This window comes from Citrobacter sp. R-1.5.2 (assembly GCF_035064245.1).
GTDB lineage: Bacteria > Pseudomonadota > Gammaproteobacteria > Enterobacterales > Enterobacteriaceae > Citrobacter.
In genome coordinates this window covers 12,305-33,205 of sequence record NZ_JASEYC010000026.1, presented here as the reverse complement: position 1 = coordinate 33,205, position 20,901 = coordinate 12,305, and the positions used below count along the sequence as shown (strand labels likewise).

Below are 20,901 nucleotides of genomic sequence, written 5' to 3'. Positions count from 1 at the left end.
AATCGGCCCAGATCCGCGAAATTTTAATCAGCGAGTCAGCTTGGGAAGAAATGACCTGCTTATTCGCACCTTCCCTAGATGCCTGTGTATCCATGCTCGGAAAGATACTAAAAAAAATGTCTAACAAAAACGGTATCTCACAAACGGAAGAATCTGAATTCGCATTTCTTTTAACAAACTATATTAAACAGACTTTGACTTTTAGAGAATGGCAACGCAATGCTGACGGAAATCAACGACTGCACTTTCTTATTAATATCTACGGTGCAAAAGAAGACGGTGGCGAAGTGGTTTTAAGACCATTTATTGTAAATCCTGATGAATTAATGCTTACTCCAGCGGATGTCGTTGAATTTAATTCGCAGGTTATCAACGTTGATCGGCAGCGTCATCCTGAGTGGTTCCGTTAACTGGTCACAAGGGTTAAGAGCCTGAAAGGCTGCGATAGTGTATACGCAGCCTATTCTGTATAGCCGTCGCGTAATAATTGTTCTAAATGACTATCGACCGTTTCCTGATCACCAGGAATATATCGTGGCCATCCTGTTATATCGTTGACGCGTTTCACTATGTATGGATGAAACCCAAACTGCTCGGAAGTGATGTCAATATAATATTGCACTTCTTCGAAGTTCAATTCACACCAATAATGGCCAAAGCCACCACTCTCTGTAAATATACCGCCATCATCTGCACCGTTACCCCCACGAACAACAGCATCTAGACCTTTAGTTTTTGCTAAATAACATACAAGATAGCTTGCAAAAAGGCATGTGCCTTTCGTCTTCTTTGTGCCGCACTCCGTCAAAACTGAAAGTAGCTTTTCATGCGCCACTCGTGCAATGCCTGATACCAATTCCGGGGACATGTCTGCTCCAATGAAATTATTAGATCGACTTAAACAGGTAATATGTAATTAGGCATTACGATAAGTCGTGCCCTATTGGTTGGTACATCGTAAGAAAAGTAACTTTTCTAATCCCAGCCTGCACTCCGGGAATGCTTCTAACCTGAATAAATCACGGGGGCAGTGCTGGATACTTGTCAACTGTATTTGGATTCACAGGCTAACTATTTTTATACAGTTTAAGTGAATAAAACTTACTTAAAGCAGCGAACCACGCCGAAAGTGTAATGAGGAATACCGCCAATTCATCAGAACCATTTTTGATAGCACTGAGTAGAGCGATTAGTCCAAGGAACACCGAAAGAAAGACTAGTATTGCGGGTAAAAGTTTATACATGATAGACGTTCCTTTTAAAGGTTCAGATAGGTAGACCAACGCAGATAACGTCGGAATTGCCTGTTGTAAGATTACGCTCATTTAATTATTTTTATAACCTATGAATCCGCGTATAATTTCATTTGTAGTAATCTTCGTAATATATATCTGATAGACATTGATCTTTTTAATGTCTTGTTGACTCACAACACCATATAAGCAACTCTTAGATTGGTTTAACACAGCGCTTCCACTAACTCCATTTTGATAAAAAGCAGTCAAACCATCAGAACCAACTATTCCTTTATAATAGTAGGTTGAGTCGGGGGAAGCATACGTATTTGAAAGCGTATTATACATTCCCGATAGAACCCAAACAGACTCACCTGGAGCTAGAACATTATCACATACTGGAAGCTTCCAATTAGGTGGGGCTTTGACAATAGTATTTTTTTCTACTTTTAAAAGAGCGAGGTCCCGGTTCTTAGGATCATCAATATTGATAACTGTTGCTGGTTGGCTCCCATTCCTTGTTATTATACTTAGACTATAATCCTTGCTTGCATCAAGCCATAAATGTGAAGCTGTAAGAATATGTTGTTCATCGATCCAAGTACCTGAGCCGGAGATTGTCTTATTTCCAGACTTGATTTGAATTTTTACAGCTGAGTCCGAAAGCTCAAAATCATTGTGGTGCATACTTTGTTTATGAGGATTATCGGTGGAACAAGCAGAAATCAGTAAGGCTGAAAGAGCTAAAACCTTTCTATACATAGTCAGTTTCCTTCGAATAAGGCGAGTTTGGTTTCTAGAATATTTTATCCAGCGAGGAATTCTTCTAACGTGCTATCTTGGTACTGGGGATATATCTGCTTCATCATGCCAAAAGCAGCAACCGCTACGCTTTCTAAGTCGGAATAGAATTTAGGCTCCGTATTAAGATCATCACCATTCTTCAGAACGCCCTCGAAGCAGCTATAATCATTTCCGAACTCTTGAACAATAATCCAGCGCCCATCACGGAAACCTACGAGCATAACCGCTGAATTAGGATAGTCGCCAGCAGGCGTTAGCCAATCAAAGTGATAGTGCTTTATCGTATCATATTTCAGATGTACATTCATTATTCCTCCGTTGGCGATTACATTATTTGAGTTTTTTCATGGACTCTAAAGAAGCGAGGTAGGAATTATAGCGATCACCAAATTTTTCTTTCGCACGCTTAACGCGCATTTTCTCCGCGAGCTCAGTCTTGTTTTCTGCCTGGTAGGTCCTATTATTTTGCGTCTTTACTTCGGCCCCTGGGCCTGCTGCGTACGTTTTGTTTTTCTCGCTAATACACGCTCGGCATTTACTCTTGAGGCCAAACTTGCCCTTGAGCTCTTTTCCAAACTGTTCAAAGGGTTTAACTTGCTGACATGATTTGCATTTTTTAAAGCCCGGGGGGAGGTAGGTGTCAGCCATGAGCTGCTCCAGTAGGTATTGATTATAGGTGATTTTAACTTAAAGACGACGTCACTTTCAAATAAATCGACTACTTAACGCTGATCTTACATAATCCTGATTATGCGCACTTAAGTTGTAGTAGCAAAGTTGTAATGTCCGATAATGGCTAAGTTAAGATGTCCGGCGTGTATAATCAAGTAAGGATTACCATGACGGCTCTCGCAGCGGAGTTTTTCACATTGGATGAAGTTAACCGACTCAAAATCATTCAGGATGTCATCGACCGGCGTCTGACAACACAAATGGCAGCTCAGCGGCTTGGTATCTCCGACCGTCAGTGCCGTCGTCTGCTTGCGCGTTATCGTGAAGATGGTCCGATTGGCATGACCAGCCGCCGTCGTGGTAAATCCAGTAACAACCAGTTGCCTCAGGGACTGGCCGCATACGCGCTGAACATTATTCGCGAACGCTATAACGATTTCGGTCCGACGCTGGCCTGTGAAAAACTGTCTGAGGTGCACGGTGTTCATCTTTCCAAAGAAACCGTCCGTAAGCTGATGACTCAGGCCAGTCTGTGGGTCCCACGTAAGCAACGTGCGCCAAAAATTCAGCAACCTCGTTACCGCCGTGCCTGTGCCGGTGAACTCATACAAATCGACGGCTGCGACCACCACTGGTTTGAAAATCGGGGACCTAAGTGTACGGCACTGGTTTACGTTGATGACGCAACCAGTCGTTTAATGCAGCTTCTTTTCGTGAAATCTGAGTCTACTTTCACCTATTTTGAAGCGACCCGGGGCTATATTGAAAAACATGGCAAACCGCTTGCGCTGTACAGCGACAAAGCCAGCGTATTCAGGATCAACAATAAAAATGCAACCGGCGGCGACGGCGATACCCAGTTTGGCCGTGCGATGCATGAACTGAACATTCAGACCATTTGTGCAGAAACCAGTGCTGCCAAAGGCCGCGTTGAACGGGCGCACCTGACGCTTCAGGACCGACTGGTCAAGGAGCTCAGGCTCCAGGGCATCAGTTCCATGGAAGCTGCGAACGCATTTGCCGAAGAGTTCATGAACGATTACAACCGTCGTTTCGCAAAAGCGCCTCGCCAGGCGTTTGATGTTCATCGGGAACTGGATGTCGATGACGATCTTGATATGGTATTTAACTGGCGTGAAGCTCGTAAAGTGTCGAAATCACTCACAGTGCAATACGACAAAGTCCTTTATCTGATTGAAGACAGCGAATTCAGTCGTCGGGCGATTGGTAAATACATCGATGTCTGGCATTACCCGGATGGACATAAAGAGCTCCGGCTTAATGGCGTATCACTTCCCTACTCCACCTATGACAAGCTTTCTGAAATCGATCAGGGGGCCATTGTGGATAACAAACGTCTGGGGCGGGCCCTGGAAATGGCGCAGCTGGTCCAGGCCGAGCGGGATAATAACCGGTCGCAATCCGTACCATCCGGAGACGGCCCTTCTCGCAGGCGTAAAGCTCCCACGACGAAGAAATCCCAGCGTTCCCTGGATCAGGACGATATGTTCAATGCCCTGGTGAAACTTCAGTCACGCTCTGAAGAGATATTTGGGAAGAAACCGATTTAAAGCCCGGTAATCCATCCGGGCATGCCTGGCTGTCAGATTTTGGCCTGATTGACCCGTGCCGCGAGCTCCTGATGACTCTCTTTCCTTTCGCTGTAGCGGTCGGACAGGTAGGCTGTGTGCCCTTTCAGGAGTAACGTCATTTTGAACAACTCTTCGGTAACGTCGACAATCCTGTCATACCAGGGTGAGGGTTTCATGCGCCCTTCATCATCAAATTCCTGCCATGCCTTTGGCACTGACGACTGATTGGGGATGGTGAACATCCGCATCCAGCGGCCAAGTATCCGCATCTGATTGACCGTGTTAAACGACTGTGAACCACCACAAACCTGCATGACGGCCAGCGTTTTACCCTGGGAAGGACGAACAGCACCTTCACTCAGGGGTATCCAGTCAATCTGGGCCTTCATCACCGAGCTCATGGCGCCATGTCTTTCCGGAGAACTCCAGACCATTCCGTCACACCACCTGACCAGCTCGCGGAGTTCAAGCACTTTGGGGTGACTTTCGGGCGCATCATCGGGTAACGGCAGACCGGATGGGTTAAATATTTTCACCTCAGCCCCCATCTTTGCCAGCAACCGCCCGGCCTCTTCCGCTGCAAAACGACTGTAGGACCGCTCTCGTACTGAACCGTACAGGATGAGAATTCGCGGCATGGTTTCGTTGTTGCCCGTAAGTTTGCTGGCAAGCGCATCATCAAAATAAGCCGGTTCGATTGCTGGTAAGTCGGTCATAAAAAATCTCCATTTCATAAGCTATGCTTTAAAAGTTATCACATATGAAATACCATATGTATTGTTATTTTTTTACGAGGTTAAGCATGCTACAGCCTGTTCAGCTTTTTAAACTGCTCGCCGACGAGACCCGTTCAACTATCGTGATGCTTCTCAGGGAGTCCGGTGAAATGTGCGTCTGTGACATCTGTGCGGCAACCGCAGAGTCTCAGCCAAAAATTTCTCGCCATATGGCCCTTTTACGTGAAGCCGAGCTGGTCATCGACCGTCGCGAAGGAAAATGGGTGCATTACCGACTGTCGCCACACATGCCAGCATGGGCTGCGGGTATTATTGATACAGCCTGGAACTGTGAACGAGAAAACATACGCAACAAGCTCAGTAGCGTGGCATCTGTCTCCTGCTGATGGCGATATATATATCCGAATAAACAAATGTGAATGGAGTTTCTGATGTTACTGGCTGGTGCTATCTTTTTATTCACGCTCGTCCTGGTTATCTGGCAACCCAGAGGGCTGGGGATTGGCTGGAGTGCCTCACTGGGCGCAATTCTGGCATTGCTGACTGGCGTCGTTCATCTGGGGGATATTCCGGTGGTCTGGCAGATAGTGTGGAATGCGACCGCCACCTTTATCGCCGTGATCATCATCAGTCTTCTGCTCGACGAATCCGGCTTCTTTGAATGGGCCGCGCTGCACGTTGCCCGTTGGGGGAATGGCCGGGGGCGGCTGCTCTTCACCTGGATCGTCCTGCTTGGTGCGATGGTTGCGGCACTGTTTGCCAACGACGGTGCGGCACTGATCCTGACACCTATCGTTATCGCGATGCTGCTGGCGCTGGGATTCAGCCGGGGAGCAACCTTAGCGTTTATCATGGCCGCAGGGTTTATCGCTGACACGGCAAGCCTGCCACTGATTGTCTCAAACCTGGTGAATATCGTCTCGGCGGATTTCTTTAAGCTTGGTTTCTCAGAATATGCCGCCGTGATGGTCCCGGTTAACCTGGCCGCGATTGCGGCTACGCTGGTGATGCTGCATCTGTTTTTCCGTAAGGACATTCCCGCCGTTTACGACGTTTCTCTGTTGAAAGAACCGAAAGACGCTATACGTGATGTGAATACCTTTAAAACCGGCTGGCTGGTTCTGGTGTTGCTTCTGGTGGGATTCTTCGGACTGGAGCCGCTGGGCGTACCGGTCAGTTTGGTCGCAGCCGCTGGTGCATTGCTTCTGTTTGCTGTTGCGAAAAAAGGGCATGCCATTAACACCGGTAAGGTGCTGCGTGGTGCGCCCTGGCAAATCGTTATCTTCTCGCTGGGGATGTACCTGGTGGTCTACGGCTTACGAAATGCCGGTCTGACCCACTATCTCTCTTCCTTGCTGAATCAGCTGGCAGAGCAGGGATTGTGGGCGGCAACGCTGGGTACGGGCTTCCTGACGGCCTTCCTGTCATCAGTGATGAACAATATGCCGACCGTGCTGGTCGGGGCGCTGTCGATTGATGGCAGCACAGCGACCGGTGTTATCAAAGAAGCGATGATTTACGCCAACGTCATCGGCAGCGACCTGGGGCCAAAAATTACCCCTATCGGCAGTCTGGCAACGTTACTGTGGCTGCACGTTCTGTCGCAGAAAAATATCAAAATTACCTGGGGATATTACTTCCGGGTGGGCATTGTCATGACAATCCCCGTGCTGTTTGTCACGCTTGCAGCACTGGCGCTTCGTCTGTCTTTCACTTTGTAATGAGATACTGATATGAGCAACATTACCATTTATCACAACCCGGCCTGCGGCACGTCACGCAATACCCTTGAAATGATCCGCAACAGCGGTACAGAGCCGACCGTTATTCATTATCTTGAAACCCCACCATCACGAGCTGAGCTGGTAAAACTCATTGCGGATATGGGGATCACGGTACGAGCGCTGCTGCGTAAGAATGTCGAACCTTTTGAAGCGTTAGGGCTGGCGGAAGACCGCTTTACTGACGAGCAGTTAATCGATTTTATGTTGCAGCACCCTGTTCTGATCAATCGCCCTATCGTGGTAACGCCGCTGGGTACCCGGCTATGCCGCCCTTCTGAAGTCGTGCTGGATATTCTTCCCGATGCGCAGAAAAGCGCGTTCACGAAAGAGGACGGTGAGAAGGTAGTTGATGAAAAAGGTAACCGGCTGAACTAAACGTGTTCTTGTGACGAAGGGCGAGAGAACTCGCCCTTTTTTATTTAAGATAATCAGTGCTAACGGAGGATAAGAAGCGGTTGTTGCGTCTTTTGCAGCATTTCGGAGGTATGACTACCGATAAAGAACTGCCGCAACCTGGAATGACCGTAGGCCCCCATCACTATCAGATCGACAGCATTTTCCTCGGCGTAACGAATAAGCGCGTCCCCGACTGATTGCCCGGTAAGATGTGTTGTGCTGTTTTCTATATCCGCGTCACGTAAAATTTGCTGTGCGGTCAGCAGCTCTTCCTTCTTACCGTTTACCATGACAAGGTGGCACTCCAGCCCCCTGAGTAAGGGACTCATCGTCAGACGTTCCAGGTTACTCCTGCTTTCTTCACTGCCATCATAAGCCAGCATGACTCTGGAAGGCACTGAGTAGTTCTCCGGAACAACCAGTAGGGGTTTCTTTTGCAGACGAATAACGCTTTCCAGATGAGAGCCTACCGGATGCTGGCTACCCCGACGCCCCAGCACCATGAGACGAAGGTCGCTCAGCTCTGCCAGAACTTCATCCGGTGTACCGTGTTTTTGCATCAAAAGCACATCCGGGCTTCCCTGTTTTTGAAGCAGTTCAGCACAACTTTCCAGTATTGCTTTCCCCTGGGCCATCAGCAGGCGATTACGTTGCCCTTCAATTTCTACCAGCTCATCGGTCAGCAATTGCTGACTGTCTATGCCGAGAGTGCCGGTCAGGTCTGACACTACCGGGGTGCTGTCTTTTTCGATAACGTGCAACAGTGCTAGCTGTGATTGCAAAGTGCGGGCTGCCCACGCCGCATATTCACACACTGACCGCGTTGAAAGTGAACCGTCCACACAGGCTGTAACAGTATTATTCATAGTTTTCCCTCCAGTCTGTTAATGACCGCCCATCAGTTTTTCGACTTCTTCAGGTTTATCGTGAACACCAAACCGGTCAACGATGGTGCGGGTGGCTTCATTCATCCCACGTATTTCAACCCCGGCGCCCTCTCTACGGAACTTAATGACCACCTTATCCAGGGCGCTGACGGACGTGATGTCCCAGAAATGGGCATGTGAAACGTCTATCACCACATTCTCAATCGCTTCACGGAAATCAAAGTGGCTCGTAAAGCGGTCTGCTGATGCAAAGAATACCTGGCCGGTGACGGTATACGTCCGGCTCGTCCCCTCCAGAACTGAGGTTACACGCATGAACCGGGATACTTTAGTGGCAAAATTGAGCGAAGCAATCAGTACACCGGTCAGCACACCGAAGGCCAGATTATGTGTTGCCACCACAACCGCGACGGTGGCAAGCATGACCACGCTGGTTGAAAGGGGGTGTGTCCGCAGGTTGGCAATGGAGCGCCAGGAGAATGTCCCGATGGAAACCATAATCATCACCGCGACCAGCGCTGCCATCGGAATTTGGGAGACCCAGTTGCGCAGGAACACAATCAGGCAAAGCAGCACCACGCCCGCCGTGAGGGTTGAAAGTCGTCCGCGTCCACCGGATTTTACGTTGATAACAGATTGCCCAATCATCGCGCAGCCTGCCATTCCTCCGATAAAGGATGTGCAGATGTTCGCGATGCCCTGAGCTTTGCACTCCCTGTTTTTGTCGCTTGGCGTGTCGGTCATGTCATCCACGATAGTGGCGGTCATCATCGACTCAAGCAGGCCAACCACCGCAAGCCCCGCAGAATATGGCAGGATGATGAGCAGCGTCTGAAGATTTAAAGGCACGTCCGGGAGCAGGAAGACCGGCAGACTGTCGGGAAGTTTCCCCATATCCCCGACGGTTCGCACATCCAGATGCAGCCACATGGCAATCCCAGTCAGCACCACGATGCACACAAGCGGTGAAGGAATGGTTTTGTTGATATAAGGGAAGAGATAGATGATCCCCAGCCCTGCCGCAGTCATGGCATAAACATGCCATGTCACATTGGTCAGCTCAGGCAACTGGGCCATAAAAATCAGTATTGCCAGTGCATTAACAAACCCCGTGACCACTGAGCGTGAAACAAAACGCATCAGCCCGCCAAGCTTCAGATATCCGGCTATCAGCTGGAATACCCCGGTCAGTATGGAGGCAGCCAGTAAATACTGTAAGCCATGATCTTTCACCAGCGTCACCATCAGGAGAGCCATTGCACCGGTGGAGGACGAAATCATCGCCGGACGTCCGCCAAAGAAGGCCATAACGAGAGGAATACAGAACGCCGAGTAGAGGCCCACCTGGGGATCAACACCGGCGATAATGGAAAAGGCGATCGCTTCTGGAATGAGTGCGAGCGCGACAACAATACCGGCCAGAACGTCACCACGGACGTTACCCAGCCAGTCCTTACGCGTCGAGGACAGCAACATAGTAATTTCTCAGTTTTTAGATACAGTCAGCCCTGGAGGGCTACATTTTTACGTACGGTAAAGCACATCCGCAGACGGGATGTTATTGAGTGCGTGCTGAGGCTTGCTCAGTACGACAGAGGAAGGAAAAACTCAGGGTGGCGTAATACGCATAGCGGTTGTCAGATTCTCCATAGCGGATGTGTATATATTGTCGGCTCTGTTGTCAGGAAGAACTTACAGAACACGTCGCGTTTGAACATGAAACACTTCAAAGCAGCCCAATACTACAAATAAAGCGAATACGGGGTCAACCCAACAAGGTACTCAAACGAAGAGGTTAAGATGCGATTTTTATCCAGGAATTCAATATTATCAAAGGACATTTGAACTTTGCCCCACCCCGGACATCTCTACTTAGCTTTGACATAAGTTATTGATTCATATGTGGTTATTTTTTAACATTTACGTTTCACGTACTGATAGATTGCCTTTGAAGCCAACGCTGACCGTCATTCATCTTGATCAGGAATTTGGGCATCTTCTAAAAACACCTTTGTACGGTAATCATCTTTCCAGCCTAACCAAACTGAATCTTCACCACCGGAAGAAACAACTTTACGGTTTCCTGTGAGATTATCAGCCTGTTCTAAGCATATTGACTGCATATCAATGAGCAAATCAGCTTCTGCGACTTCCGTGCCGCCGATCGTTTCATAGCCGGAAATCAGAACAATTGCCTCAGGGTCTCTTTCGTTCAGCATGGCGATCAACTCTTTCACTTTCATTTTAAGATACCAGTACCTAGATTCTACGTCAGTACTTCAAAAAGCATAATCAAAGCCTTGATAAATATGCATTCCTTCGAAATTCAGCTTTCACCCATTGGGTGAAAGAAAAGTGCTCAAAAATATGTTAAATTATCAGCTTTTATGACTCGATATATGGTAAAATAATAGTAAGAAAAGTAGTAAAAAGGGGTTCTAATTATGATTAATAAAATTGATTTCAAAGCTAAGAATCTAACATCAAATGCAGGTCTTTTTCTGCTCCTTGAGAATGCAAAAAGCAATGGGATTTTTGATTTTATTGAAAATGACCTCGTATTTGATAATGACTCAACAAATAAAATCAAGATGAATCATATAAAGACCATGCTCTGCGGTCACTTCATTGGCATTGATAAGTTAGAACGTCTAAAGCTACTTCAAAATGATCCCCTCGTCAACGAGTTTGATATTTCCGTAAAAGAACCTGAAACAGTGTCACGGTTTCTAGGAAACTTCAACTTCAAGACAACCCAAATGTTTAGAGACATTAATTTTAAAGTCTTTAAAAAACTGCTCACTAAAAGTAAATTGACATCCATTACGATTGATATTGATAGTAGTGTAATTAACGTAGAAGGTCATCAAGAAGGTGCGTCAAAAGGATATAATCCTAAGAAACTGGGAAACCGATGCTACAATATCCAATTTGCATTTTGCGACGAATTAAAAGCATATGTTACCGGATTTGTAAGAAGTGGCAATACTTACACTGCAAACGGTGCTGCGGAAATGATCAAAGAAATTGTTGCTAACATCAAATCAGACGATTTAGAAATTTTATTTCGAATGGATAGTGGCTACTTTGATGAAAAAATTATCGAAACGATAGAATCTCTTGGATGCAAATATTTAATTAAAGCCAAAAGTTATTCTACACTCACCTCACAAGCAACGAATTCATCAATTGTATTCGTTAAAGGAGAAGAAGGTAGAGAAACTACAGAACTGTATACAAAATTAGTTAAATGGGAAAAAGACAGAAGATTTGTCGTATCTCGCGTACTGAAACCAGAAAAAGAAAGAGCACAATTATCACTTTTAGAAGGTTCCGAATACGACTACTTTTTCTTTGTAACAAATACTACCTTGCTTTCTGAAAAAGTAGTTATATACTATGAAAAGCGTGGTAATGCTGAAAACTATATCAAAGAAGCCAAATACGACATGGCGGTGGGTCATCTCTTGCTAAAGTCATTTTGGGCGAATGAAGCCGTGTTTCAAATGATGATGCTTTCATATAACCTATTTTTGTTGTTCAAGTTTGATTCCTTGGACTCTTCAGAATACAGACAGCAAATAAAGACCTTTCGTTTGAAGTATGTATTTCTTGCAGCAAAAATAATCAAAACCGCAAGATATGTAATCATGAAGTTGTCGGAAAACTATCCGTACAAGGGAGTGTATGAAAAATGTCTGGTATAATAAGAATATCATCAATAAAATTGAGTGTTGCTCTGTGGATAACTTGCAGAGTTTATTAAGTATCATTGCAGCAAAGATGAAATCAATGATTTATCAAAAATGATTGAAAGGTGGTTGTAAATAATGTTACAATGTGTGAGAAGCAGTCTAAATTCTTCGTGAAATAGTGATTTTTGAAGCTAATAAAAAACACACGTGGAATTTAGGTATAAATATTTTTCTTTTGCATGCGGATTGGCGTGCAAGGTTCCACATATATCCGATTAAAAGGTCACTTATTCATGCGTAAAAAAATGCAGAACACATTGAAGCTGTTATCCGTGATTACCTGTCTGGCAGCAACTGTCCAAGGTGCTCTGGCTGCTAATATCGATGAGAGCAAAATTAAAGACACCGTTGATGACCTGATCCAGCCGCTGATGCAGAAGAATAATATTCCCGGTATGTCGGTCGCAGTGACCGTCAACGGTAAAAACTACATTTATAACTATGGGTTAGCGGCAAAACAGCCTCAGCAGCCGGTTACGGAAAATACGTTATTTGAAGTGGGTTCGCTGAGTAAAACGTTTGCTGCCACCTTGGCGTCCTATGCGCAGGTGAGCGGTAAGCTGTCTTTGGATCAAAGCGTTAGCCATTACGTTCCAGAGTTGCGTGGCAGCAGCTTTGACCACGTTAGCGTACTCAATGTGGGCACGCATACCTCAGGCCTACAGCTATTTATGCCGGAAGATATTAAAAATACCACACAGCTGATGGCTTATCTAAAAGCATGGAAACCTGCCGATGCGGCTGGAACCCATCGCGTTTATTCCAATATCGGTACTGGTTTGCTAGGGATGATTGCGGCGAAAAGTCTGGGTGTGAGCTATGAAGATGCGATTGAGAAAACCCTCCTTCCTCAGTTAGGCATGCATCACAGCTACTTGAAGGTTCCGGCTGACCAGATGGAAAACTATGCGTGGGGCTACAACAAGAAAGATGAGCCAGTGCACGTGAATATGGAGATTTTGGGTAACGAAGCTTATGGTATCAAAACCACCTCCAGCGACTTGTTACGCTACGTGCAAGCCAATATGGGGCAGTTAAAGCTTGATGCTAATGCCAAGATGCAACAGGCTCTGACAGCCACCCACACCGGCTATTTCAAATCGGGTGAGATTACTCAGGATCTGATGTGGGAGCAGCTGCCATATCCGGTTTCTCTGCCGAATTTGCTCACCGGTAACGATATGGCGATGACGAAAAGCGTGGCTACGCCGATTGTTCCGCCGTTACCGCCACAGGAAAATGTGTGGATTAATAAGACCGGATCAACTAACGGCTTCGGTGCCTATATTGCGTTTGTTCCTGCTAAGAAGATGGGGATCGTGATGCTGGCTAACAAAAACTACTCAATCGATCAGCGAGTGACGGTGGCGTATAAAATCCTGAGCTCATTGGAAGGGAATAAGTAGAAAATAGATATCGCCTCTCGTTTGGAGAGGCGATATGTTGAGTCACCGATTTCTCAGGGGTATTACAGCACGCCCTGTGCCAGCATGGCATCAGCGACTTTAACAAATCCAGCGATGTTTGCACCGCGAACGTAGTGGGTTTGCTTATCTTCTCCGCCATATTCCACGCAGGCTTGGTGGATATCCAGCATGATGTGGTGTAGGCGTAAATCCACTTTCTCGGCTTTCCAGCCCATACGAGCGGCGTTCTGCGCCATTTCTAGCCCCGATGTTGCGACACCACCAGCGTTCGCTGCTTTACCAGGCGCAAATAATACACCTGCTTCAAGGAACAGATCGGTGGCTTCAATCGTGGTTGGCATATTTGCGCCTTCGGCGACGGCTTTGACGCCATTGGCGATCAGGATACGTGCTGCGGGCGCATCCAGCTCGTTTTGAGTGGCGCAAGGCAGGGCAATATCAACGCTAACCCCCCAAGGTTGCTGGCCTTCAAGATAGGTTAGGCCAAATTCTTTAGCGTAATCGGCAATACGACCATCCTGCTGGGATTTGATCTGGCACAGGCGTGCCAGTTTCTCGGTGGTAAATCCGGCTTCATCCACCACGGTGCCGTTGGAGTCAGAAGCAGTAATCACGCGAGCACCGAGCGCCATGGCTTTTTCAATCGCGTACTGTGCCACATTGCCCGAGCCGGAAACGGCGACGCGCATGCCTTCAAAGCCTAAACCGTGGCGCTTGAGCATGGCATCGGTAAAGTAAACTAAGCCGTAACCCGTGGCTTCTGGGCGGATCAAACTACCGCCAAACGACAGACCTTTACCGGTGAAAACGCACGCGGTGTTATTTGATAGTTTTTTCATCATACCGGCCATGAAACCAACTTCACGTCCGCCGACGCCGATATCACCGGCCGGAACGTCGGTATCTGCGCCCAGATGTCGATAAAGCTCGGTCATCAATGCCTGACAGAAACGCATGATTTCGCCGTCGCTTTTGCCCAGTAGTTTATTTGTGTGCATTGCTGATGGATTTTATAGTGCTGCCGACCTTTTTCAAGGTGCTTCCGTTGCTTCCAACGATCATGCTAACGACCTTGTTGTCTGACCTGGTATTGCCGTGGTCATCCTTTTAGAGAAATGCTCCAAAGATCAACATGGCGGCATAGGTTTTCCAGCTTGACCAATCAATCGTGGAACCAAGCAACAGATAGAATGCCAGGGCTACCAGCCCCAGCTTTACTACTAGCGCGATTATTATGGTGAAGATAGACTCATCGCGTTCGCCTTTAAGTATTTTATACCGCGTAATTAAACTGTCGTTTTTCATGTAGCATCCGTTATAGTTATTAAAGTCCTGCATTAGAAGTTGTTATTTGCCGAAGTTACCTTGTATGAGTTAACTGTGGATCCAAAAATACAAAATATAAGCTGTGCCAATTGAAAGGATTAGAAAAGCACAGTTACTAATAAAATCTACTAATGCTTGTAGCTTCTTTATTCTCACAATTGCTGGACCGTGTTCAGTAGAGGTACTACTCAGCCCTTTTGTTCTGGCACTCTCTGCTTTTCTGAAAAAATTGTAATGCAATCCTGACCGCAAGCAAAACCATGCCAAACCAGTCGTTATTACGATATTTATGTAGAAAGCATATTGAATCATTTGTTCAGTTTCGAAGCTTTCCATTGAAAACCCTTTGTTGAAATGTTGAATAAAATTATTTTTAGTAAATGTAAGCAATAAATAGAACGAATATTAATAGTGAAAGATGCAATGCCAACATCTGCTTATGATGCCTTATGAGGATTTCTTCCTTCGCATTCATTAAATCGTACATCTCATCAATATTTTTATTGCTGGTATATTCGAGACGTTCATCACGAAGTAATTTGAACTTTACCAATACGACAAGTGATTTAATAATAAAGCTCGTAAGCATAACAGTTATAGACAAAAATAAAAAATAGGCCAAATTCATATATCACTCCATGGAGATTAATAGAAAAATTTATAATAAGTAATCTCATAGAGCATTACTTGAATCTTCTTCCCATACTAAGGACTCACCGAGAAACTTAGTTAAAGATGATTTGGCATACTGTGGTTCGGAAAAAAAACGTGGGAACCAGCCGTCAAAGCTTTGGGTACCATTGTGACGATTTTCAGGCGAGACTGATAAGCGGTACCCGTCTTCGTAAGGTGAAATGCTAAATGTGTATCCATCATCTGTCTTTGAGATCAGCGTTTTGCATGTCATATGACTGTTTGCTCACAAAGTTACTTTTCTAAGATATCGAAAAGTGTGGATTAGATCATCATTCAGATAGTCTTTTCATCACAAACTTTCCTGCCCACATTATCACAATTATAAAGGTAATAAAACCGATCTGCTCCCAACGTAAATTGGTTTGCTGTTCGGAATCATCCAAATGAATTGCATAAATGTAACATCCGAAGGTAAGCGTGAGTGGAACAACAAGCATCCCTACCTTTTTAGTAATATTTCCAATAAACCACCAATAAAGAACCCAGGAAATAATAGAAGAATAAAAAATTGCTTCTGAAACTATCATATGTAACCTCTTGAATTAGTCGATGCTGTGGGTAAATAAACCCGGACCGTCAAATGATGCAATTGCAAAATATTTAGTAACCATGAATCCTTCGGTTATCTATTTCAGCCATGTATGCAGTAGGCTTTTTTAAGAGATAGATTGGTGAAACGACATTCGTTTTGACTTTATAAGCCAGAATGAAAACACCTGCGGAGCTTGCCATAAGTACCGCAAGAAGAATAGATACCGTTAACTCCTTTGGTGTTTGTATCACCGAAAGAAGAAACAATGCGCTTATGGCTGCAAAAATCCAGCAATATAATGATGCATCCATAAAACCAGCTACAACACTCGATCCAAAAAAAAACCAAAATAAACTTATTAAGATTACTGAGTTTTCATTCATGTCTGTTCCTTGTTATTACTAATTATATTATGCTTTATAGTTGACCGTCAGACTACCCACGGGTTTTGACGAACAAAGTCACGCACTCCATTTATACATGCTTTTGAGATGACTTCAAAATAAGGATGGTTTGATGGAATCATATTCCCGGTATTATCAAGAAGCATAATAGTCCCTAAAGACCGAACCAGTTGATATTCATTGAGCTTACGCTTTAGCAAAGTTTGCAATCTATAAATTGTCTCACCGGAACTGTTACCTTCGATACCTACAACAGAGACCGTACAGTTCACTTCCTGATTATCAGATTGATAATCGAACCAGTAATTTTCGTTGCAATTTCCTTTTTGCGCATGCTCAATTTTGCCAGGCCATTTTACCCATAAAGAAGAGTTGTTTTTAGATCGTAAGATCTGCTTCAGCGTTTCCAATGGATTTTTTTCATCAACCTCAGACCAGGCCGAAATAAATTCTTTCTGCATTGCCTTAGGGTCTATAACGGCAATGAAATCAAATTCCTCTTTATTGATAGAGTTGGCTCGATCTTTGAGATAAAACAGACCGAGTTTATATCCCTTTTCACTTTTCCAGTTTGCTCCCACAGGCTGATAGTCTGTATTTATAAACGGTTTGAAAGTGTGAGTGTCGGGAGAAAAAATTACTGAGGGTGCCAGCACCCGGCCTCGGTATCGTATTGGATTTACAAATATTTTTTCCCCGTCACATAACATTTCAATAATTGCTTTTGTCACAACTACTGAAATAGAAGGTCTACATGTATTTTGATTTATTTCCCCGAGGTGCGCCAAACTTCCATCCTCACTCTTCAACACCTTTGTAAGGCAAGTCGGGCAATACTGTTGATCTCTATAATAAACAGGCATGGTTAGACGACCGGAATCGTTTAGTACCAACTGAAGTAACGGATGAGGCTCTTTCATCATGGTTATTTCTTCCCTTTCACCTTTCTGGGCTTTTCGTTTGCCTGTCTCCACTGCCATGGTGGGACAGGGTTGGTGTCTGCCCATAACCCTTTTGCCTCCTTTTGTGCTGCGGATTCATATTTGATATAGCCAGGGACAATGGCGTTATCTTCGAACCGATAAACCCACGCATATCCACTGTCCACCATAGAGGCATTGATATCATATCCATCTAACCAGATGGTACCTAACATACGGCCATAGATATCCGTACCATGGTCTATCACGGTAACGATTTTAGTTGCTATAGCTGTGGTTAAGGCCTGTTTTGCTTTTTGGCCAAAAGCCTGTTTAGATTCAGGAGCGTCTATACCATACATCCGTATTTTGATGGTTGTGTTTTGAGCATCCAACGCAGTTATGGTGTCACCGTCAACAATCTTAACCACCTTTGCCTCAAAAGTTGTTGAGTTCCCCCAGGACGCCACTGGGAATACAACAATCATGATGGGCAAAAGTAACTTTGTAAAAAAAAACATCATTTCACCTGAATTTGTTGAGTACAGACATGTATCCACAAGCCTATTTACAGGCAGTATTTTAACAAGTCATTATTTCATGGGCGGGCTTAAAACCAATCTTTTTGCAACTTAAAGGCAGAATAATCACAATAAATTTAGAACCTGAACCAAAAAATAATCCAAATTAAGCGTGTTAATCTATCTCAAAGATATTATTCCTGAGAGAGTTTGGATGAAACGTTACACTCATGATCTTGAGACAGACCTGAATGATGTGGATAAAACACCATCTCTGATCCACAAAACTTTGTTAACAGCTTCGACTATTTATGACCTGAAATATCTGGCTCAGGTATTAAATGATGAAAATGGCAGTAATTGGTCCCGTGCATCCCTTAAACGTCAGGTTACATGCATACCTGAGCATTGTGATCTGAGTATCGCAGATGGACGCTATCTACAGACTTTAATACCTTCACGACCTGCTGATTATGAGGACAGGCACTTTAGCTTTATCGATCTGTTTGCAGGGATAGGTGGACTGCGAAGCGGATTTGATGCCATCGGTGGTAAATGTCTTTTCACGAGCGAATGGAATACTTATTCCAGCCGTACTTACCGGGCGAACTGGTATTGCGATGAGAACGAGCACCGCTTCAATTCAGACATCCGTGACATCACTCTTAGCAACCGGCCCGAGGTTACTGATGACGAGGCATACAAATTTATCGATGCCTCTATCCCGGATCATGATGTTCTTCTTGCGGGATTTCCATGCCAGCCATTCAGCATCGCCGGTGTCAGTAAAAAGAACTCTATGGGTCGCAAACACGGTTTCGAGTGCGACACTCAGGGTACGCTCTTCTTTGATGTGGCCAGGATCATCCGGGCAAAACAACCTGCAATTTTTGTTCTGGAAAACGTAAAAAATCTGAAGAGTCACGATAAGGGTAATACCTTTAACATCATCATGAAAACGCTCGATGAGCTTGGCTACGACGTCGCAAACAGCGAAAGCACGGGCGCGGATGATCCTAAAGTCATCGATGGCCGTCATTTCCGACCCCAGCACCGTGAACGTATCGTCCTTATTGGTTTTCGCCGCGACCTACGTCTGAAAGACGGTTTTACTCTGAGAGACATTAAAGACTTTTATCCGGACAAGCGCCCTTCTCTCTCAGATTTACTGGATCCGAGCGTAGATAGTAAATACATCCTCTCCCCTAAACTCTGGGAGTACTTATACAACTATGCAAAGAAACATGCGGCAAAAGGCAATGGTTTTGGTTTTGGACTAGTAGATCCTTCCAATGTTAATAGTGTCACCAGAACCCTCTCAAGCCGCTATATGAAAGACGGATCTGAAATTCTTATTGATCGGGGCTGGTCTCATGAGCTGGGAGAAACTGATTTCCATAACACATACAACATGGACCGTCGGCCACGCATGCTAACGCCACGTGAATGCAGCAGGCTAATGGGCTTCGATAAACCCGGGGAAAGTGTTTTCCGTATCCCTGTGTCCAATACACAGGCTTACAGACAGTTTGGGAACTCCGTGGTCGTTGATGTCTTTGCGGCCGTCGCCAAACTGCTGAAGTCTCGAATTGAATTTGCAGCCTCCCAGCGCTTGCGGCAGTTTTACGACGAAGTCAGCTGACCTGAGCTCCTTCATCAATTTAAATGCTTAAGATTGTTGTAATAATGTCAGAGGTCAACCATGACGTATTTCGAATCAGCTGAAGGTGAGACGGTATCTAAAGAACGAGCATTACAAGAACTGTCCAGGCATTGCGTTCCCGAAACAGATTTCGAAGAATTCTTTAGCGACATGGGCGTAAAGGAACAGTATGACGCTCAGGAAGTGTTGCTTTGGTTGGGATATTAAACTTCCTGTTTAGGAGACTACTATGAGCCAAAAATTCGCAGTGATGATTGCTTACGACGACGATCCAAACGTCAAAAGGTACTCACCTGACTTTCAAACGCAGGATGAGTTTGCTAAAGGGTGGCAGTCGGCTCTTAAAAAGGCACACCACACCTCAGGTCAAAAATCAGTCATCACCTGCGGATGTCGTGGAAAAGGAGAAAAGCGACTTTATGTTCGTGCTTTACCGAACGGTGATGCCTTTATTCTCGTCAAAGCCGCTAACACGGGCATTGAGCATGATCCTTCCTGTGTATTCTTCTCCCTTGATGCCCGGCATACCGGCCTGAAAGGATATGCGAGTGGTGTGGTCCGGATTACAACCGAAGGTGATATGGCTGTAAGGCTCGGTATCGGTATGACAGAGAAAGATCCTCCTGAAAAATCAGAAGTGCCTCCCCTGCCCCATGTTCAGCGACCAGAAGGAGGTCAGGCCTCAATGACCCTCCTGGGCTTGCTTAGTCTTTTGTGGACAGAGTCTGGTCTGAATGTCTGGTACCCGAAAATGGCAGGGAAACGTAACGATTCACTGGTACGGTATCGTCTGCTTGAAACCGCTAAACAAATTCGTACCGGCAGAGCCTGCATAGGTGACCATTTATTCATTGGTGTACCTGACCCGAAACAACCTGTCGCTCAGTCGCAAATTCAGCGTCTTTCATCACAGGCGATGAGTGATAAACGTCTCATGCTCCTGTCAGTTTTACCTCGCTACGATGCTGAAAAGCATGAGAAGCCACTTAAATTTTTACCCCTGCGGAATTTTGGGGGGCTACCGCTGATTTTTTTCAATTCAGAAGGCCATTGGGATAGCGTAAAGAAACGATTTTCATCGGAGTACGCAGCATGGAAATCCGGGGCGAAAATAGTTGTCTTTGCGTTGACGTCACCAGCTGCGGTAACCGGCAGAGGCCCTTCTGTAAGAGCTCATCAAATTGTGCTGATGCACGTTAGCGAGAACTGGATACCTCTGGACTCCTCCTATGAGGCGGTTGTTGCAGAAAAGCTGGATGCAGAGCACCGGCAGTACGTTAAGCCCATGCGTTATGATGCGAGTATTAGTGAGGTGTTCCCTGACTTCTACCTGCTCGACACAAAAAGCGATAAGCCGTTCCCGATGGAAGTATTTGGTATGGCCACTCCTGCTTATCTGGCCCGAAAGCAACTCAAAAAAGATTATTACAACCGTGAATATGGGCCTTATGGATGGTGGCACTGGGATGCGACCACAGCATCTGAAACTATGGTGCTGCCTCATTTTCCAGAATCACGTAAACCTCTTTCAACTGGCACACCTGCTTAAA

General features: G+C 45.4%; 23 protein-coding genes and 1 pseudogene. 10 read left to right on the top strand and 14 right to left on the bottom strand.

Annotated features, from left to right (window positions below):
- A partial coding sequence (locus QMN38_RS24985) for a hypothetical protein (RefSeq protein WP_247753998.1) occupies window positions 1-410 on the top strand: 410 nt, incomplete at its 5' end.
- Window positions 411-460: 50 nt separating this feature from the next.
- Here QMN38_RS24985 and QMN38_RS24980 read toward each other — a convergent pair.
- The 4 genes from QMN38_RS24980 to QMN38_RS24965 form a co-directional block, all read right to left on the bottom strand.
- Window positions 461-868 (bottom strand): hypothetical protein, encoded by a 408-nt coding sequence (locus tag QMN38_RS24980; protein WP_001371904.1) that lies wholly within the window; start codon window positions 866-868, stop codon window positions 461-463.
- A 457-nt stretch (window positions 869-1,325) separates the two neighbouring features.
- Complete coding sequence (locus tag QMN38_RS24975) at window positions 1,326-1,997, bottom strand: S1 family peptidase (protein WP_000285959.1); 672 nt, start codon at window positions 1,995-1,997, stop codon at window positions 1,326-1,328.
- Between the two features lie 44 nt (window positions 1,998-2,041).
- Window positions 2,042-2,347 carry a hypothetical protein gene (locus QMN38_RS24970; protein WP_001100610.1) on the bottom strand — a complete coding sequence of 102 codons (306 nt, stop codon included), beginning with the start codon at window positions 2,345-2,347 and terminating at the stop codon, window positions 2,042-2,044.
- A gap of 22 nt (window positions 2,348-2,369) precedes the next feature.
- The gene (locus tag QMN38_RS24965; RefSeq protein ID WP_000785965.1) at window positions 2,370-2,687 is read right to left on the bottom strand and encodes a hypothetical protein; all 318 of its coding nucleotides are present in this window, start codon (window positions 2,685-2,687) and stop codon (window positions 2,370-2,372) included.
- Window positions 2,688-2,878: 191 nt separating this feature from the next.
- On the opposite strand from QMN38_RS24965, the gene QMN38_RS24960 reads away from it, so the two are divergent.
- Window positions 2,879-4,282, top strand: a complete 1,404-nt coding sequence (locus QMN38_RS24960) for an ISNCY family transposase (protein ID WP_000125668.1) — start codon at window positions 2,879-2,881, stop codon at window positions 4,280-4,282.
- A gap of 32 nt (window positions 4,283-4,314) precedes the next feature.
- Here QMN38_RS24960 and arsH read toward each other — a convergent pair whose 3' ends face one another.
- Window positions 4,315-5,019, bottom strand: a complete 705-nt coding sequence (gene arsH, locus QMN38_RS24955) for an arsenical resistance protein ArsH (protein WP_000130816.1) — start codon at window positions 5,017-5,019, stop codon at window positions 4,315-4,317.
- Window positions 5,020-5,105: 86 nt separating this feature from the next.
- Here arsH and QMN38_RS24950 point away from each other — a divergent pair, with 86 nt between their 5' ends.
- The 3 genes from QMN38_RS24950 to arsC are packed head-to-tail and all read left to right on the top strand — an operon-like array spanning window position 5,106 to window position 7,199.
- Entirely contained in the window at window positions 5,106-5,426 is a 321-nt protein-coding gene (locus QMN38_RS24950; protein ID WP_000941305.1) for a transcriptional regulator, read from the top strand.
- 45 nt (window positions 5,427-5,471) lie between these two features.
- On the top strand, window positions 5,472-6,761 hold the full coding sequence (locus QMN38_RS24945; protein ID WP_000922628.1) for an arsenic transporter: 1,290 nt from the start codon (window positions 5,472-5,474) through the stop codon (window positions 6,759-6,761).
- 12 nt (window positions 6,762-6,773) lie between these two features.
- The gene (gene arsC / locus QMN38_RS24940; RefSeq protein ID WP_000065802.1) at window positions 6,774-7,199 is read left to right on the top strand and encodes a glutaredoxin-dependent arsenate reductase; all 426 of its coding nucleotides are present in this window, start codon (window positions 6,774-6,776) and stop codon (window positions 7,197-7,199) included.
- Between the two features lie 59 nt (window positions 7,200-7,258).
- Here arsC and QMN38_RS24935 read toward each other — a convergent pair whose 3' ends face one another.
- The 3 genes from QMN38_RS24935 to QMN38_RS24925 form a co-directional block, all read right to left on the bottom strand.
- Window positions 7,259-8,086 (bottom strand): universal stress protein, encoded by an 828-nt coding sequence (locus QMN38_RS24935; RefSeq protein ID WP_001066652.1) that lies wholly within the window; start codon window positions 8,084-8,086, stop codon window positions 7,259-7,261.
- 18 nt (window positions 8,087-8,104) lie between these two features.
- Window positions 8,105-9,583 (bottom strand): SulP family inorganic anion transporter, encoded by a 1,479-nt coding sequence (locus QMN38_RS24930; protein WP_000927306.1) that lies wholly within the window; start codon window positions 9,581-9,583, stop codon window positions 8,105-8,107.
- Window positions 9,584-10,074: 491 nt separating this feature from the next.
- Entirely contained in the window at window positions 10,075-10,350 is a 276-nt protein-coding gene (locus tag QMN38_RS24925) for a hypothetical protein (protein ID WP_000864986.1), read from the bottom strand.
- Window positions 10,351-10,551: 201 nt separating this feature from the next.
- Between QMN38_RS24925 and QMN38_RS24920 the strand changes: the two genes are divergently transcribed.
- Complete coding sequence (locus tag QMN38_RS24920; RefSeq protein WP_000608644.1) at window positions 10,552-11,814, top strand: IS1380-like element ISEcp1 family transposase; 1,263 nt, start codon at window positions 10,552-10,554, stop codon at window positions 11,812-11,814.
- Between the two features lie 281 nt (window positions 11,815-12,095).
- Window positions 12,096-13,268, top strand: a complete 1,173-nt coding sequence (locus QMN38_RS24915; RefSeq protein ID WP_032491956.1) for a cephalosporin-hydrolyzing class C beta-lactamase ACC-1 — start codon at window positions 12,096-12,098, stop codon at window positions 13,266-13,268.
- A 62-nt stretch (window positions 13,269-13,330) separates the two neighbouring features.
- Here the strand turns inward: QMN38_RS24915 and QMN38_RS24910 are convergent.
- The 6 genes and pseudogenes from QMN38_RS24910 to QMN38_RS24885 all read right to left on the bottom strand — a co-directional run.
- Window positions 13,331-14,266 (bottom strand): annotated as a pseudogene (locus tag QMN38_RS24910) (Glu/Leu/Phe/Val dehydrogenase dimerization domain-containing protein); the annotation flags it as partial.
- 130 nt (window positions 14,267-14,396) lie between these two features.
- Window positions 14,397-14,594, bottom strand: a complete 198-nt coding sequence (locus tag QMN38_RS24905) for a hypothetical protein (RefSeq protein ID WP_001371914.1) — start codon at window positions 14,592-14,594, stop codon at window positions 14,397-14,399.
- Between the two features lie 986 nt (window positions 14,595-15,580).
- Entirely contained in the window at window positions 15,581-15,838 is a 258-nt protein-coding gene (locus tag QMN38_RS24900) for a hypothetical protein (RefSeq protein WP_000637193.1), read from the bottom strand.
- Window positions 15,839-15,911: 73 nt separating this feature from the next.
- A complete protein-coding gene (locus QMN38_RS24895) occupies window positions 15,912-16,226 on the bottom strand; it encodes a hypothetical protein (protein WP_001005009.1) in 315 nt (104 codons plus the stop codon).
- Window positions 16,227-16,273: 47 nt separating this feature from the next.
- On the bottom strand, window positions 16,274-17,170 hold the full coding sequence (locus QMN38_RS24890) for a hypothetical protein (protein ID WP_000975181.1): 897 nt from the start codon (window positions 17,168-17,170) through the stop codon (window positions 16,274-16,276).
- 2 nt (window positions 17,171-17,172) lie between these two features.
- A complete protein-coding gene (locus QMN38_RS24885) occupies window positions 17,173-17,688 on the bottom strand; it encodes a thermonuclease family protein (RefSeq protein WP_000464825.1) in 516 nt (171 codons plus the stop codon).
- 214 nt (window positions 17,689-17,902) lie between these two features.
- Between QMN38_RS24885 and QMN38_RS24880 the strand changes: the two genes are divergently transcribed.
- The 3 genes from QMN38_RS24880 to QMN38_RS24870 are packed head-to-tail and all read left to right on the top strand — an operon-like array spanning window position 17,903 to window position 20,900.
- Window positions 17,903-19,330: a DNA cytosine methyltransferase gene (locus QMN38_RS24880; protein ID WP_000833380.1), complete on the top strand. Its 1,428-nt coding sequence runs from the start codon at window positions 17,903-17,905 to the stop codon at window positions 19,328-19,330.
- Window positions 19,331-19,390: 60 nt separating this feature from the next.
- Window positions 19,391-19,558: a hypothetical protein gene (locus QMN38_RS24875; protein ID WP_000220758.1), complete on the top strand. Its 168-nt coding sequence runs from the start codon at window positions 19,391-19,393 to the stop codon at window positions 19,556-19,558.
- 22 nt (window positions 19,559-19,580) lie between these two features.
- Window positions 19,581-20,900, top strand: a complete 1,320-nt coding sequence (locus QMN38_RS24870; RefSeq protein ID WP_000078513.1) for a DUF1173 family protein — start codon at window positions 19,581-19,583, stop codon at window positions 20,898-20,900.
- Window position 20,901: the final 1 nt, after the last annotated feature.